The sequence below is a fragment of the Flavobacteriales bacterium genome (assembly GCA_016713875.1).
Taxonomy (GTDB): domain Bacteria; phylum Bacteroidota; class Bacteroidia; order Flavobacteriales_F; family PHOS-HE28; genus PHOS-HE28.
In genome coordinates this window covers 1,302,274-1,317,827 of record JADJOI010000003.1, presented here as the reverse complement: position 1 = coordinate 1,317,827, position 15,554 = coordinate 1,302,274, and the positions used below count along the sequence as shown (strand labels likewise).

The following is a 15,554-nucleotide window of genomic DNA, read 5'->3' as shown; positions in this document are numbered from 1 at the left end:
TCATTGCACGAGCACCTTGAGGAGCGTGGCTTTGTTGAGGATGCGGATCTCCTTCCCTTCCAAACCTATGATACGGCGGCGCTGCAGGGCGGCGAGCGTGCGGATCACGCTCTCATACGTGGTGCCGGCGGCGTTGGCGATGTCCTGCCGCGACAGGGTGAACGCCAGCTTATTGCTGTCCTTGCTGTCGAATCCGAAGCTGTCCATGTCCATCTTGAGCACCTTGGCCACGCGCTGGGTCACATCCATCGTCATCATGTCACGCTGGCGCCGGTCGAGCCGCTGCATCTCCTCGGCGAAGAACAGGAGGAACTGGTAGCAGAACAGGTTGTTGGCTCTCAGCACACTGCTGAAGAGGCTGATCGGTATGCTGTTCAGCCTGGTATCCATCAAGGCGGTCCCCCGGGCGGTATAGACCAGGTGGCTGCCCAAGGCCCTGTGTCCGACCACTTCACCCGGCCCAGCGATCCTGACGATTTGTTCGCGTTCCTTCTTGTAGGTGGCGGTGACCTTCACGCCACCCCGGTCGACCATGTAGATATGCTCCGCCACTTGGCCTTGTTCGAACACATGCTGCCCCTTGCGGAAGAAATGGGGGACGTTGCGGTCGCGCATCAACTGCTTCCATTCCACGGTGCAGTATTGCTCGATCAGTTGGTCCAGTGTGGTGGTCCTTCGGTCAGTGGGCTTCATCAGGGTGCAAGTTATCGAGCCTTCAGGCCTTGATCCGTTCCGCAGGGCCCGGTCCACTGACGCGCCGATGTGATCACCCAGGAAGATGACCGAACGCATGTTAAGTTTTACATGGAGAATAATGATCGGCCTCCTGAAGTCCCGAACGAAGGGATGAGGGTACTCTGCGGTGGATATGGACGTTCGGTGAAACATGATGAGAATCATAGAAAGCTCGTCCATGATCGAGAAACTTTCACGCACCATACGGACACCATGCGACAACTCTCCGCCATCTTGTTCAGCTTGATCCTCGGCACGAACACATCGCTTTGGTCACAGTGCACCACCACGAACGCCACCTCGTGCCAATGCCCACCTGGGCAGGGTTCGAACTGCGATCTGCTTCCGGATATGACCACATCGTGGTATGCGGCCCTGAACTACCTCAACGGTCCCAATGAGCAACCGGGTCGGATCAACATCACGAGCTCAACGCCCAACATCGGGTACGGTCCTCTCGAGGTCCGCGGTGTTGACATGAACGGCTATCGCCGGTTCGTTTGCGGCGTTGACACGTTCACCGTGTACGATCCGAGCGCTTCGCAGCAGTTCGCCTGCCCGAATGGAGGGACGGCCAAGCAACTCACCACGCAACGGCTTTTCCACAAGAACGGCTCCGTCATGACATCGGTGGAGCGGGTGATGCCCCAAGGGATGACCTATCATCCCACCCATGGTCATACTCACTATGATCAGTGGGGTATCTTCAGCCTGCGCGTGCAGGAAAGCGGGGTCAGCGATCCGCGGCAGTGGCCGATCGTGGCCGAAGGCTACAAGCTCGGGTTCTGTCTGATGGACTACCATAGCTGCAATGCCAGTGCTGCCCAACATCATTGCAAGGACGATAACAGGGTGTACAATGCAGGGACCACCTTGTACGGGCCCGATTTCCCCAACCTCGGCCTGGGTGGGCCCTACGGGTGCAGCATGGTCCGGCAGGGGATCTCCTCGGGTTACACGGACGTGTACAGCGAGTATCTCGACGGCATGTGGATCGACATCCCGACCGGCACCTGCAACGGGGACTATTGGATCGTGCTCGAAGCCGACCCCCTGAACGTGGTGAACGAGGCCGATGAGACGAACAACTGGACAGCCGTGCCTTATTCGCTGAGCCAGCAGCCGGCGACCGCGCCATTTGCCAGGATCACCTGTGAAGAACAGGCATTCGTCTGCCAGGGCGGAAGCGTTGTCCTGCATGCCAATGCCGGGACATCGTATCAGTGGTCCACAGGTGCGACCACCAGCAGCATCATCGCTGGACCAGGGACGTACACCGTGACGGTGAATGGTCACTGCGGCTCGGCGACCTCGGCGCCGTTCTCGGTGGTGGCTCTGCCCGAACCCGTCCCCCCGATCGTCGCCGGTGCCCTCATCTGTGAAGGGGAAAGCGTGGAACTGTCCGCCACCGGCGACGCGCTGGAGTGGTACGACAGTGGCAATAACCTGGTGGGTACGGGCAACACCTTCACCACCCCGGTGCTCTATACCACCACGGACTATTCGGTCACTTCGGCCACCGTCTACTCCGGGGCGATCATCACCGGAGGTAAACCGGATGATACCGGTGCGGGTTCCTTCCATGCCGGTGGCTCCGCTTTGAGGTTCAACGCAATGGCCACATTCGTGCTGCGGTCGGTCAAAGTGTACGCCGCATCCGCCGGAACACGGACGGTGGAACTGGTCGACAACATCGGGGTGCTTCAGGCCACCCGGTCGGCCTTCGTCCCAGCGGGTGTGTCCAGGATCGACCTCGACTTCGAAGTGCCGGCCGGCAACAACTACTCATTGGTTGTGAGCGGCACCACCGACCTCTGGCGGAACACGGCGGGAGCCTCCTATCCCTACCTCATCGGCCAGGTGGCATCGATCACGGGTTCCAGTGCAGGCTCGGGTGTCTATCCTTACTTTTTCGATTGGGAGGTTGAGCATGGGGGTGGAGTGTGTCGCAGTGCTCCTGCGTTGGTCACCGTGGAGGTGCAGACATGCACAGGGGTCAACGAAGCGCTTTCGCTGCGCGGATTCCAGGTTTATCCGAACCCCGCTCGGGGGCCGGTGACCATCTCCGTTCACCTGCTGGCATCCGCCATGCTCGATCTTGAGCTGATCGATCCATTGGGCCGTGTGGTGATGGCCGAGCGTATTGAGGCGGCTGCAGGTCAGATGCTACGGACGTGGGACCTGGGCGCACAGCCGGTCGGTATGTACACCCTCGGGCTTCGGGTCGAGGGGCGGTACTTCCGACAGCGCATTGTTCTGAACTGATCCTCAGCAACATGCCGGAGCGGGGGGGGCGGGCAGGGAGATACACTTCATGGCGGGCTGCCAGCCTGATCGGAGTGCATGTGCTTTTCATCCTGCATTTCGTCCACTGGAAGCTCAAGGGCAGAACGCTGGCCCCGCTCGAGTTCAACGAGGTGCTCTACACGGTGCATCAGGGGATCGTCACGGCCGGATTCATCCTCATGGCCCTTGTCATGCTCGCCACGGCGCTCTTTGGCCGTTTCTTCTGTTCGTGGGGTTGCCACATCCTGGCCCTTCAGGATGCGTCCAGATGGTTGCTGGCGAAGGTGGGCATCGAACCGCGCCCACTGCGGTCACGCACGTTGGTCTGGGTGCCCGTCGCCGCCATGTTCTACCTGTTCATCTGGCCGCAGGTCCTGCAGGTCTGGCAAGGTCTGGAGGGTGAAGGTCTGCATGTCGTGGAGGCTTCGGGTTCGCGTTGGTCCTCCTTCACCACGGATGATCTTTGGCGCAATCTGCCGCCCCCGGGTGTCGCCATCCTCACGTTCTTCGTTTGTGGCTTCCTCATGGTCTACCTGCTCGGTAGCCGCGGTTTCTGCTATCACGCCTGCCCGTACGGTGCCCTGTTCGGCTTGGCCGATCAGGTCGCACCCGGTAGGATCGTTCTCGCCAAGGACTGTTCCCAATGTGGACTGTGCACCAAAGCGTGCTCATCGGACATCCTTGTTCACCGGGAGCTCGCACTGCACGGCATGGTCACCGATCCGCGATGCCTCAAGGACCTTGACTGTGTGGCCGCTTGTCCCGAGAATGCCGTGCAGTTCGGATTCCGTACACCTCCGCTGTTCCGTAAGGGCAACTTTTTGGGCACTTCCACAGGACGGTTTCGAAACAGCATTGGCGAGGACATCCTTCTTGTTGCGGTCTTCCTGCCGGCCTTCGTCGTCTGGCGGGGTGCGTACGACCTGATCCCCTTCCTATTGGCCGTGGCCCTGGCGGGATGCACCGCTTTTATCCTTCTGGCGCTTGTCCGCACGCTGGGTCGCGATGTGTACACGCTCCAAGGTCATGTGCTGAAATTGGACGGAAGGATCCGGCCGGCCGGTCGGATCGTGGTGGGTGCAGCGATCGCACTGATCGCGCTCTTGGCCCATACCGGCTGGGTTCAGTACCACGGATGGATGGGCGGACGCATCATGCGCACACTCGCCATGGACGCCCGTCCTGATCGACTGGCATCGGCGATCGCGCATTTCGAACGCGCCCTTGACCTTGGGCTCATCGCCCCGATCGATCATCGGTTGTCGCTCGCTTCGCTGCGGGTGATGCAGCATCAGGATCATCAGGCCATCGCGGACCTGCGGGGGATCATCACGGATGATCCCGGCCATGTGGAGGCGCGATACAGGCTCGGGGAATTGCTGAACGGCATGGGGGCGGCGGATGAGGCGATGGAGCTCTGGCAGCAGAACCTGTTGCTTGGTGACGATCGGTCCGGCACGAACAGCCGTGCGTTGCTTATCCGGTCGGCCTTGTCTCTGGCCGAGGCCTGTAAGGCGAAGGGTGACCTCTCCGGCGCCTCGAAGGCCGTTCGGGAGGGTCTGCATCGAGCGCCCGGCGACGTGTCGCTGCTGGTGGCCTCCGGTGAGCTGGCCCATCGGATGGGGAGCACCACGGAGGCCATCGGGCATTTCGAGACCGCCCTGAGCCTTGGTGGTCCCGAGGAAATGCTCCGCAACAATCTGGCGGCACTCCGACTCTCCATCGGTGACAACGCGGCCGCCATCGGCCATCTCACCAGGTTGGTGGAACTGCGGCCCAATGACAATCGGGCCCGGGTCGCGCTGGCCTCGGCCTATGTCCGCGTTGGTCAGCGTGTGGAGGCTTATCGACAGCTCGGTGCCGCCAGCGATATCGATCCCGGTGATGAACGCATCCGTGAAGCTCTCGCCTGGCTCGAACAGGATGGGATCGGACCAAACGACCACCAATGACCCGCACGATCGCGCTGATCCTCCTGTACTGTACCGCGTCGCTCCCTCAGCAAGGGGAGCCTTGGACCGCACCACCGGAAGCCGATCGGCTTGCGGACCCCATGGCCACGAACCCCAAGGCCGTTCTTCTGGGCGGAAAGGTCTTCGGATCCCTCTGCTGGACCTGCCATGGCATGGAGGGACGAGGGGATGGTCCCAATGCGGTCGCACTTCAGGCCGTTCCGGCGGACCTTGGATCCGATCGGGTCCAGGCCCAGACCAATGGGGCGCTCTATTGGAAGATCACCAAGGGACGGGGTGAGATGGCCTCGTATGAACATGTACTGAGCCGTGAGGAACGCTGGGCTCTGGCTCACTATATCCGGACACTCGACCATCCGTGACCATGCAGTACCACACACTCCTTCTCCTGTCCGGTGGTGCATGCCTCTGCGCCACGCTCCGCGCGCAGGACGGCTCCAACAGGGAGTTCGTCACCGGCACGTTCGCAGGAACGCAGGTGGTGAATTCCTCCAGCGTGGAGGTGATCCCCCGGAAAAGATCGTTCGGGTTCATGATCCAGCATCGGTTCGGTGCGTTCGGTCCCGACGGTTCGGCATGGAAGCAGTTCCTCGGCCTGGATCTTCCAGCGAACATCCGGTTCGCCTTTCAGTATGCACCGATCAAGATCGCGCACCTGGAGGTGGGGCGTTCGAAGAACGGGAAGGTCTGGGACCTGGGGGCCAAGGTGCGCGTGCTGCGTCAGACCGTGGGGAACGAGATGCCGTTGTCGCTCACCCTATTGGCGAACGCGGCCTGGATGGACGACGAACTCCCCACCACCGGAGACCGCTATTTCCTCGCGGATGGCACCACCCCCTATGTGCAGCGCTATGAGCATAGGTTGAGCTACACGGCGCAGGCCATCGTCGCCAGGAAATTCACATCCCGGTTGTCGGCCCAGGTCGCAACGGTCTTCATTCATCGGAATCTGGTCCCGGTCGGGCATCCGAACCAGCAGGTCGTGATCCCCATCGCCGTTCGTGCGAAGCTCACCCCGAAGGGATCGGTGCTCTTTGAGGTGGCCCCGTCCGCATATGGTCGACCGCCCGGACAGGAGTTGGTTCCCTGGGCCCTTGCTTACGAGTTGGCCACTCAGGGACATGTGTTCCAGGTGATCCTGTGCACCGGACAGGAGATCATCGATCAACGGTCGTACGCAACTGCATCGTCACGCTATGACGAAGGGTACATGCATCTGGGCTTCAATATCTCCCGCGTGCTGTTCGTCAAACCCAAACAACGCCATGCCCGATCGGAGCGCTAGGTTGACCGTGGTCCTGTTGCTCGTCCTGTTCGGCGCGGCGTGCAGAAAGGATCAAGGTCCGCTGTACGTTCCGGAACCGGTCGATCCCGGTGAACCGGTGGATACGGTGTACTTCTCCTCCGAGGTGCAGCCGATCTTCAATGCGCACTGCTGGACCTGTCATCCGCCCATGGCCGGGCTGGACCTTTCAACGACCGAGGCCCATGCCAGTCTGGTGGGCGTAACGAGCACGAACCATGCACCCGCCGTGCGTGTGGTGCCCGGGGATCCGGAGGCCAGTGTGCTATGGAACAAGATCTCGTTCACCGAGGTCTATGGTCTGGGCATGCCGCCCGATGGCACATTCCTGAGCGCTGAGGAGATCGAGACCATCCGCGCCTGGATCGAACAGGGTGCGCTGAACAACTGACCGGTCCGTCAACCCCGGATCGTGCCTCCGGCTTGGCCCGGGTCCAGCGGGACGGCGATCCGGGCTCCTCGGCTGATGTTCGACCATGAGCCTCATGGCAGGGCTTTCCAGCTGATCGACTGGCAAGGAGGGTGACCATGGGGTTGTCGCACCCGGACACGCGCCGGCCAGTTCGCCAAGGAACCGGAACCCTGATCGAAGGATAGAACATGGCGGGCCCATAAAAGTAAGGAAACCTAATTATATTTGCCCCGGGAAGGACATCCCGCCCGCTCACATCAACAACAAACCCCTACACCATGAAAAAGGCAGTCTTCTACCACGCCGGATGCCCGGTTTGCATCAACGCGGAGGATCGGATCACCGAACTGGTGGACCGCAACCGGTTCGAAGTGGAGCACGTCCACCTTGGCCAGGATCGCGGTCGTATCGCCGAGGCTGAGGCCGCAGGCGTAAAGAGCGTTCCCGCGCTGGTCATCGGAAGCGATGTGCTGCACATCAATCACGGTGCGAGCATGGCCGATGTGAAGGGCTGAGAGGATCTGGTGGAGGCTCGTGGGACCCGGCCGCTCGTGCCGGGTCCCATCGATCCGATACCTTACGGCCATGGCTCTGAAGGACGGCGCCACTGGGGGGCTGGACGAGCACCTTGCCCGGTTGCTTGAACGCATCGGGGAGGTGGCTCGCGCCCTGCGTTGGCAACAGGCCACGGGCGCCAGGCTCAGCCCGTTGCAGATCCGCATCCTGGGTTTCGTGGCCGAGCACAGCGATGAAGCCGTGGGCGTTGCGCGTCTCTCCGAAGAGCTGCAGGTGACGCGCCCCACGGTGAGTGATAGCGCGGCGCTCCTGGTGGACCGCGGTCTGTTGATCAGGAAACCGGACAAGCGCGACGGGCGCAGCCATGCGCTTCGACTAACTCCGGCCGGCAAGAGGTGGCTCCCCACAAGTGGGCCCTTCACCGGGGCGCTCACTACCTTACCCTTGCACGAACGGGAGGCCTTGTTGCTGGCCCTGATGCGGCTGCTCCGGTCGCTGCTGGACAGCGGGGATGTGCAGGTGCAGCGCATGTGCTGGACCTGCGCGCATTATCGTGGCGACCGGCACCTGAGCCATCACTGCACCTTGCTCCGGCAGGATCTGGCCGTGGCCGACCTGCGCACCGACTGCCCGGATCACGAGACCATGGAGGCTTGAACGAACGGTCCGGTCGGTCACAGGGGGATCACCTGAACTCCTCGTCGAACGTGCGGAGGTGTGCCCCGATCGCCTCGACCTGTTCAGCGCTGGGATCGTCCGGCAGGTCGCTCATCAGGCTCATCAGCGGCACCAAATGGTCATGCAAGGCCACATGCGCCTCGCCCTCCATCGTGCAGTTGGTGAAGATCCCATCGAGCTGGGCCCCCAGGGTGTCCTTCAGCTCGGCGCCGGTGAGGCCGTTGGCCGGATAGGCGGCGATCACGGCCTGCATCCGCCGGATACCAGCCTGCGTCTCCGCATTCACCGGCCAACGATGATCGATGATCGGGTGGCCATGGGCGTTGTCCTCCGATGCCGTCCCAGGACCAGCGGAACAGCACCAGCCCAACAGGGCCATCAGCCAAAGGACCAGGAAGCGGGAAGGTGCGATCAGGTGGCGGTGCTTTGTGGAGATCTCCTCTCGACCGGCCAACGCTGCTTCGCGGAACGGGCCGGAAGGTGCACCCTTCATACCTTTTCGGAGCGCAACTCCCGTTCCAAGGCCTTGGCCCGCGGGAAGAGGATGTTGTTCTCCAGGTGGATGTGGCGGTGCAGGTCCTCCTCGAACTCGCGCAGCATGGCGTACGTGGTGCCGTAGGTGGTGCAGCCGTCGGGCGGGTTACTGTAGCCATCGCTCAGCTCGGCGATGCGGCGGAAGCGCTCACCTTCGGCATCGTGCTCGTGCTCCATCATGGCGATGGGGTTGTCCACCGTGCCGAAATGCGGGGCGGGGGCCGGCATGCCGTGTTGCCGGGCTTGCTCCAGTTGGTTGATGAAGGGGAAGAGCACCAGTTCCTCCTTCTTCATGTGGGCGGCCATGGCGTGCGCGCATCCCTGGAATTCGTCGCGGATGGCGAACAGCTCGGGGTGGCGCTCGCCGTGCACCCTGCAGAGCTTGTCCAGGAACTGCAGCAGGATGGTGCTTCGGCTTTCCACGAAGCGATGATGAACGCGTTCGATATGCTCGATGAGGCGTGCCAAGGGCCAGTGCTGAACATCGTCGCTCGCGCCGCTTTCGCGCTCCGTGGCCTGGCGGATCTCGCGCTCCAAGGCGTCAGGGTCGAGGCCCTTGGTGCGGCAGACCTCTACGATGGAGCGTCCGCCCTTGCAGCAGAAGTCGATCCCGTGGGCGTTGAAGACGGCGGCGGTGCGGTAGTCATCGGCCACGATGGAGCCGACGGTGCGCTCCTGGAGGGGCATGGTGCTCATAGAGCTGTTCATTGGATGACGAGATGAGCGATTGCCCGGCGAGCGCCGGTGCTGAACGTGGCGATGTATGTGCCAGGTGACAGGGGGGGCGTCAGCTCACCGCGTTGGGGAAGCGAGCCCTGCCGATGGACCTCTCGACCAATGGTATCAGTGATGCGGAGTTCCTCGGGTGGGAAGGGGCACCTGTAGGTGAAGCGGCCGTCGGATGGTACCGGGTGGATCGAAGCAGCTTCCGGCCGCACGGGCACCGAACCCGTGTTCGGATCCACCACGATGTACTGCAGCATCATCATGTTGTCCTCGTGCATCAGGTTGTGGCAGTGGTACATGAACGGCCAACCGTCGCTCAGGTCGTCGAACCGCATGATGATGCGCGCGCTGGCGCCGGCGTCCACCAGCACCACGTCCTTCGGCCCCGATTCCCACGGGTGGGGCGGTGCCCCGTCACGGTCCAGGACGTAGAAGGACCCGCCGTGCAGGTGCATGGGATGTGCCATGTTGCTGATGTTCTCGATCTCCCACACCTCGGCGGTACCGAGGAGCATCGTGTCGTTCACCACGGCCGGATCGAACATGAGCCCGTTGATGGTGAACATACCCATGCCCACCATGCCCATGCCGGCCAGGATCTTCGTCCGGGTCCGCACCGCGTCGGCCTCATCCGGAGGCGTCACGGTCACCAAGGATGCGGGAATGACCGTCACGGGGTCCGCCGTCGGTGCCGTTACGCGGATGCGCAGGACCGCGAAGTCGATGCCGTTGAGGGCGCTGCTTTCCCACAGCGGATGGTCGGACCCGGGGACGGTCAGGGGCAGCTCACTGCCGAAGCTCATGAGCAGGAGGCTGTCGCCCGCCATGCCCGTGAGGTCCACCAGCACTTCGGCACGTTCGCCGTTGCTGAGGGGCAGCCGATCGGTGGGCACGGGCGCGGCCAGCAAGCCGCCATCGCCTGCGATCACGTGGAAGGTGCGGCCGTCCTCAAAACCCAGCTGGTAGACACGCGCGTTGCTGCCATTGAGCAGACGCAGCCGCACCACCTGCGCCGGACACTCCACATACGCGTGCGAGGTGCCGTTCACCAGCACGGAATCGCCGTAGGCGGCGAACACGAAGTTGCCGTTGGGGGCGAACCGCCTGTCCTGGATCACCACGGGCAGGTCGTCCACACCGTAGCTGCGGGGCAGGTCGAGCGCTGCTTCAACGCTGTCGCGCACCACGATGGCCCCGGCCACACCGAAGTTGGCCTGCTCGGCGGTGAGCCCGTCCGGATGCGGGTGGTACCAGAAGGTGGCGGCCGGATTGTTGACCGGGAACTCCACGAACCAAGTCTCCCCCGGCAGCACCTCACGTGGCGGGCCACCATCGGCCCATCCCGGGACGCGCATGCCATGCCAGTGCATGCTGGTCACCTGGCCGAGGTGGTTGTGTACGCGGACACGTGCCGTATCTCCTCGGTGAAGGATCAACGTCGGGCCCAGGTAGGGCGCGCTCGCCCCATAGGTGTTCGTATTCACCCCAGGGTAGAAGTTCACCACGTGCTCGTCCACATCCAGATCGAAGGTGTCCAGGTCCAAGGCCGGTGGAACGGCCATGGGGTTCATGACCTGAGCCACGGAGACGATCGAGAGCACACAGGTGGGCAACAGGATCGACGGACGCAACATGGGCGGGAGTTCAGTGGGGGCCGAAATAAGGGATAAACAAGTCCGAATATCATGACGCGCATCATTCGCTCAGGGTGAGGGTCGTTGTGTCTTCGCAGTGGAATGAAGGAGACGGCCGATGGCTCCGTTCTGAAGTGGCGTTCCGGCACGCTCGCGCTGCTGGTGCTCGCGTTCGTGGCGAACACGGTGGCCATCTACGCCGGACTGTTCGATGGGCGCAGCAGCGCTCCCGATGACGCGGCGATGCGGGGCCGCTCGCTCTGGCAGGTGCACAACTGCCAGGCCTGCCATCAGTTGTTCGGCCTGGGCGGATACATGGGGCCCGACCTCACGAACGTGGCCCAGGACCGCGACCCCGATCGGTTGCGCGCCTTCATCCGCTACGGCACGGGCCGCATGCCCGCTCATCCACTGGATGACACCGACATCGACGCCTTGATCGCATTCCTGGCCTGGGTGGACCGGCACGGCAGCTCCCGTGTTCCCCCGGAGCACGTCCATTGGTCCGGCACCTACATCATACCCACCGGGCCATGATCGGACCGGTCCGCACGCTCGCCGTCCTGGCCCTCGCGCTGCTTCTGGCCGCGCTGCTGCTCGGCGTCCTCGCTGGCATCGCATTCATGCTTCCGGTGGCGTCGCCGTGGCTCGACTTCACCCGGCTGCGACCGCTGCACACCACCACTGCGCTCTTCTGGATCCTGACGGGGGCCGTGGCCGTGATGCTCGCCTCACGCACCGACGCGGTCGGGGTGGAGCCGCATCGACGGCTTCTTAACGGGTTCCTGTTCCTGTGGGCCGGTTCGTTGGCCATCGCACTGATCTCCTACCTGGTCGGGAAGTTCGGCGGACGTGAGTACTGGGAGTTCCCACCCTGGCTCGCCCTGCCGATCGGTCTGGCGTGGGTGCTGCTGCTGATCGACCACGCCCGTGCGCTCCGCGGCCGCGGTCGAGGCGCACCCATGTACCTGTGGATGTGGACCACCGGCCTGATCTTCTTCCTGTTCACGTTCGTGGAACAGAACCTCTGGCTGCTGCCCGCCATCCGTTCCAGCTATCTGCGCGACCTCACCGTGCAGTGGAAGAGCAACGGCAGCATGGTGGGGGCGTGGAACCAGCTCATCTACGGTGCATCGCTGTACCTGGCCGTTCGCGTATCGGGCAACGAGACCCTGGCGCGCAGCGGCAAGGCGCACACGTTCTGGTTCCTCGGCCTCGCCAACCTGATGTTCAACTGGGGGCATCATCTGTACAACGCACCCACGGCAGGGTGGCTTCGGCATGCGGCCTATGCCATCAGCATGGCCGAGTGGCTCATCATGTTCGACATCCTGCGCGGGATGCGCACGAAGCCCAGCACGACACCCAAGGAGGGCTTCGGGCAACGCTGCTTGCGCTGGGCGGAACACTGGGTGCTGCTGAACCTATTGCTCGCGTTGTTGATGTCGGTGCCCGCGCTCAACCGGTTCACCCACGGGACCCACGTCACCGTCGCGCACGCCATGGGCGCCACCATCGGGATCAACACGTTCATCCTGCTGGCCTGCATCGCTCATTGGTCGGGCTTCGACGCTGCGCATGTGGGCCGATGGCCGCGCGCGGGGCTTCGGATCGCGGGAGTAGCGCTCCACATCATGTGGTCGGCGCTTATCCTGGCCGGCGTGCTGAAGGGCTGGCGTGCTGTGGGCCTTGGCCTGTCGGAACACGCTGAGGTCATGCGCCCGGTGATGCCGGTCCTTGTCGTGTCCGTCGCGTCCGGCGCTGTGGTCGCCGTTGGGCTGGCCCTGGTGGTGATCCCGCTGATCCGGCAGCTGCTTGTCGAGCAGAACGCGTCGACCCGTTCGCGCGTCAGCGCTTGAGCACGGTCCGTCCCTCGCGGAGGCCGCTCACCAGGTCGTGCAGGGTGGTGGTCTCCAGCATGTGCCTTTGATCCTCACGCACCTGGAGAAAGCTCTCGTGCAATGGGCCCGGTTCACGTGCGTTGCATTGTGCCAGGCCCAGGGCGCAACCCCGGTAGATGGCATCGCCGTCAATGCAGGCCACGATCTGGCTCAGTCGGATGCGCCGTGCTTCGGATCCAGGAATGCTGAATCCTCCACCAGGACCCTTGACCGACCAGACCAGCCCGGCATGCACGAGTATCTGAAGGACCTTTGCCGTGAAGGCTTCCGGGCTGTCGGTCCGCTCGGCAATGGCCTTCAGGCTCAGGTGTAGGCCCTGCTGGCCACATCCTGCGATGCACACTGCCGCGCGGATGCCGTATTCACAGGCCTTGGAGAACATCGGGGCGAAAGTTGGGATGGGAGTACGGGGTGGGATGATGGCTGTCAGGGGAGGCGGCTTCAGGGGGTATGACGTATGCATGGCCATACATATGTTCAATCTCATGAATATCAGCCATGTAACCAATCAATTGGCTAGCCAGGGCGATGTACTGGTTCAGCAGTCCGCTGAAAGTGAGCGACTTATAGACCAGTATTTTCAAACATATGTATGGCCATACATACGTTGGAGGTGCTCAACCCTCCCCCCAGAACCGCCACGCCGCCTTCGCCTGCCTTTCCAACATCACCCGCCCGTTCTCCACCACCGCGCCGGCTTCGCGTCCTCTCCGCATGAACACGGTCTCTTCCGGATTGTACACCAGGTCGATGAGGTGATGCCGTTCGGTGAGCGACGCGTAGGGCAGGGGCGGTTCCTCTTCCACGGTCGGCCACATGCCCAGCGGGGTGGTGTTGATGATCAGTCGGCACACCCCGATCACTGTCCGGTCCACTTGATCCCAGGTGAGGTCGCCTCGATCGCGGCTGCGGCTCACCACGCGGAAGCGCAGTCCGTGTTCGCGCAGCACGTACGCCACGGCCCGGCTGCTGCCGCCGCTGCCGAGCACCAGCGCGCGTGGGCGCATCTGACCGGATTGTTCCGTCAAGGTCCGCAGGTGAGGTGTGAGCAGCGCGCGGAACCCTTCGATGTCCGTGTTGTGACCGGTCCACCGGTCGCCCGCGATGCGGATGCTGTTGACGGCGCCGACGGCGGCCGCCTCGGTGCTCAGGGCGTGAAGGAACGGGATCACCGCCTGCTTGTAGGGGATGGTGACGTTCAGCCCGCGCAGGTCGGGGTGAGCCCCGATGAGCGCCGGAAGTCGGTCCACCGCTTCCAGTTCGAAGAGTTCATAGCGCGCACCGGACACCCCTTCACGCGCGAACAGGTCGGCGAAGAGTTCCGGAGACCGCGAATGACCGAGGGACCGGCCGATCAACCCATAGCGTGCCACGGGTTCCTCAACGCTCAGGCCGCCGGCTTATTGAGCCGCTGCCGGATCAATTCCACCACCATGGGCAGCACGCTGAGGCCGATGATGGCCAGGATCACGGTCTCGTAATGCTTCTGCACGAAGGGCAGGTTGCCGAACAGGTAGCCCATCAAGGTCAGCAGCCCGATCCACAGGACCCCACCGAGCACATCGTAGGGCAGGAACTTGCGGCGGTAGTCCATTGCGCCCACACCGGCCACGAATGGGGTGATCGTGCGCACGATCGGCACGAAGCGCGCGATGATGATCGTCTTCACCCCGTACTTCTCGAAGTAGGCGTGGGTCTTGTCGAGGTCCTTGCGCCGCACCAGCGCCCGGCCGAAGAGCTTCCAGCCCACCACATGCTCGCCGAACCATCGGCCCACCGCGTAGTTGATGTTGTCGCCCAGCACCGCCGCCACAAAGAGCAGCGCCAGCAGCAGCCCCAGGTCCAGCATGCCGCCAGCGGCCAGGGTCCCCGCCACGAAGAGGAGCGAATCGCCCGGCAGGAAGGGCATCACCACCAGACCGGTCTCCACGAAGATGATGGCGAACAGCAGCGCGTAGATCCAGGCGCCGTGGTCGTTGATGAAGACCGGAAGCGTCTCGTTGAGGTGCGTGATGAAATACCAGAACTCCTGGATGATCTCCATGGTCGGGGATGAGGCGGGCAAAAGTAGCCGTCCCCGGCCCGCTCAATGGAAGGCCTCCGGCGGGGTCATGCCGAAGTGGGCCCAAAGCGCCTCGCGGAAGCCGACCTCGTCGTGGCTCCTTTCCTCGCGCACCCCGTTGCGGGTGAGGATGGTGCGTCGTTCCGTGAGGGTCACCCGACCATCGGGCAGGGCCAGGCTCACCACCGTGCGCTGGGTGAAGTGGCTGTGCGGCGAGGTCTGGTGGTGGCGGCACATCGGCGCGAAGTCCGCGAAGGGGTGGTCGTCCGTGCTGAAGCGGTACACCGGCACATCGCCGCGGCCGTTCGCGCGCTTGAGCACCAGCTGCCCGGACCCGTCGTGGCTGAACCGGTAGGTGCGCCCGCCATCCTGCACGGGTTCGTCCACCCGCAGCGGCAGAGGGTCCATGAAGAGGTCGCCGAAGCCCACGTCCACCAGGTACCGCTCATCGCCCACCTCCACCAGCAAGGCCATGTGGTCGAAGGGCGCCCCATAGCGCTGGCGGCGTTGCTCGTACACCTGCCCCTGCACCCGAGCCAGGCGGTAGCCCAGCCGCTCCAAGAGCTCCGCGAACAACCCGTTCAGCTCGTAGCAGAACCCGCCCCGCCGTTGGCGCACCACCTTGTCGAACAGGCGCTCCACGTCCAGCTCGATCGGGATACGAGCGCGGATGTGCAGGTTCTCGAAGGGCACCGCCAGCAGATGGGCCCGATGAAGGCGCTTCAGGCTGTCGAGGTCGGGGCGATCGATCCCGCGAGAACCGAGCCGTTCCAGATAGTGGCGGACCTCCATGC

At 63.4% G+C, this 15,554-nt stretch carries 17 protein-coding genes; 9 read left to right on the top strand and 8 right to left on the bottom strand.

The features are described from left to right. Nucleotides 1–693 (bottom strand): Crp/Fnr family transcriptional regulator, encoded by a 693-nt coding sequence (locus tag IPJ87_07170; protein MBK7941641.1) that lies wholly within the window; start codon nt 691–693, stop codon nt 1–3. A gap of 393 nt (nt 694–1,086) precedes the next feature. Here IPJ87_07170 and IPJ87_07165 point away from each other — a divergent pair, with 393 nt between their 5' ends. The 7 genes from IPJ87_07165 (at nt 1,087) to IPJ87_07135 (ending at nt 7,882) form a co-directional block, all read left to right on the top strand. Then, nucleotides 1,087–3,000, top strand: a complete 1,914-nt coding sequence (locus IPJ87_07165; protein ID MBK7941640.1) for a T9SS type A sorting domain-containing protein — start codon at nt 1,087–1,089, stop codon at nt 2,998–3,000. A gap of 11 nt (nt 3,001–3,011) precedes the next feature. Then, nucleotides 3,012–4,973, top strand: a complete 1,962-nt coding sequence (locus IPJ87_07160) for a tetratricopeptide repeat protein (GenBank protein ID MBK7941639.1) — start codon at nt 3,012–3,014, stop codon at nt 4,971–4,973. Continuing rightward, the gene (locus tag IPJ87_07155) at nt 4,970–5,356 is read left to right on the top strand and encodes a cytochrome c (GenBank protein MBK7941638.1); all 387 of its coding nucleotides are present in this window, start codon (nt 4,970–4,972) and stop codon (nt 5,354–5,356) included. The genes IPJ87_07160 and IPJ87_07155 overlap by 4 nt, the downstream gene beginning before the upstream one ends. A 2-nt stretch (nt 5,357–5,358) precedes the next feature. Further along, nucleotides 5,359–6,279: a hypothetical protein gene (locus IPJ87_07150; protein MBK7941637.1), complete on the top strand. Its 921-nt coding sequence runs from the start codon at nt 5,359–5,361 to the stop codon at nt 6,277–6,279. Then, nucleotides 6,260–6,688 (top strand): hypothetical protein, encoded by a 429-nt coding sequence (locus IPJ87_07145; protein ID MBK7941636.1) that lies wholly within the window; start codon nt 6,260–6,262, stop codon nt 6,686–6,688. The genes IPJ87_07150 and IPJ87_07145 overlap by 20 nt, the downstream gene beginning before the upstream one ends. Before the next feature lie 299 nt (nt 6,689–6,987). Beyond that, complete coding sequence (locus IPJ87_07140; GenBank protein MBK7941635.1) at nt 6,988–7,224, top strand: thioredoxin family protein; 237 nt, start codon at nt 6,988–6,990, stop codon at nt 7,222–7,224. Between the two features lie 70 nt (nt 7,225–7,294). Then, nucleotides 7,295–7,882: a MarR family transcriptional regulator gene (locus tag IPJ87_07135; protein ID MBK7941634.1), complete on the top strand. Its 588-nt coding sequence runs from the start codon at nt 7,295–7,297 to the stop codon at nt 7,880–7,882. A gap of 28 nt (nt 7,883–7,910) precedes the next feature. Here the strand turns inward: IPJ87_07135 and IPJ87_07130 are convergent, their stop codons facing one another. From IPJ87_07130 to IPJ87_07120, 3 genes are all read right to left on the bottom strand, one after another. Beyond that, nucleotides 7,911–8,282: a hypothetical protein gene (locus IPJ87_07130; GenBank protein ID MBK7941633.1), complete on the bottom strand. Its 372-nt coding sequence runs from the start codon at nt 8,280–8,282 to the stop codon at nt 7,911–7,913. Nucleotides 8,283–8,392: 110 nt separating this feature from the next. After that, nucleotides 8,393–9,124 carry an iron-sulfur cluster repair di-iron protein gene (ric, locus tag IPJ87_07125; protein MBK7941632.1) on the bottom strand — a complete coding sequence of 244 codons (732 nt, stop codon included), beginning with the start codon at nt 9,122–9,124 and terminating at the stop codon, nt 8,393–8,395. 17 nt (nt 9,125–9,141) lie between these two features. Then, complete coding sequence (locus IPJ87_07120) at nt 9,142–10,797, bottom strand: multicopper oxidase domain-containing protein (GenBank protein MBK7941631.1); 1,656 nt, start codon at nt 10,795–10,797, stop codon at nt 9,142–9,144. A gap of 102 nt (nt 10,798–10,899) precedes the next feature. Here IPJ87_07120 and IPJ87_07115 point away from each other — a divergent pair, with 102 nt between their 5' ends. Further along, complete coding sequence (locus IPJ87_07115) at nt 10,900–11,334, top strand: cytochrome c (GenBank protein MBK7941630.1); 435 nt, start codon at nt 10,900–10,902, stop codon at nt 11,332–11,334. Next, complete coding sequence (locus tag IPJ87_07110) at nt 11,331–12,656, top strand: cbb3-type cytochrome c oxidase subunit I (protein MBK7941629.1); 1,326 nt, start codon at nt 11,331–11,333, stop codon at nt 12,654–12,656. The genes IPJ87_07115 and IPJ87_07110 overlap by 4 nt, the downstream gene beginning before the upstream one ends. Here IPJ87_07110 and IPJ87_07105 read toward each other — a convergent pair. The 4 genes from IPJ87_07105 to IPJ87_07090 form a co-directional block, all read right to left on the bottom strand. Next, a complete protein-coding gene (locus IPJ87_07105; GenBank protein MBK7941628.1) occupies nt 12,646–13,080 on the bottom strand; it encodes an Rrf2 family transcriptional regulator in 435 nt (144 codons plus the stop codon). The two genes, IPJ87_07110 and IPJ87_07105, sit on opposite strands and share 11 nt — an antisense overlap. A gap of 235 nt (nt 13,081–13,315) precedes the next feature. Beyond that, entirely contained in the window at nt 13,316–14,071 is a 756-nt protein-coding gene (locus IPJ87_07100; GenBank protein ID MBK7941627.1) for a shikimate dehydrogenase, read from the bottom strand. 14 nt (nt 14,072–14,085) lie between these two features. Further along, nucleotides 14,086–14,742 (bottom strand): VTT domain-containing protein, encoded by a 657-nt coding sequence (locus IPJ87_07095; GenBank protein MBK7941626.1) that lies wholly within the window; start codon nt 14,740–14,742, stop codon nt 14,086–14,088. 42 nt (nt 14,743–14,784) lie between these two features. Next, nucleotides 14,785–15,552, bottom strand: a complete 768-nt coding sequence (locus IPJ87_07090; GenBank protein ID MBK7941625.1) for an arylamine N-acetyltransferase — start codon at nt 15,550–15,552, stop codon at nt 14,785–14,787. Between the last annotated feature and the right edge of the window lie 2 nt (nt 15,553–15,554).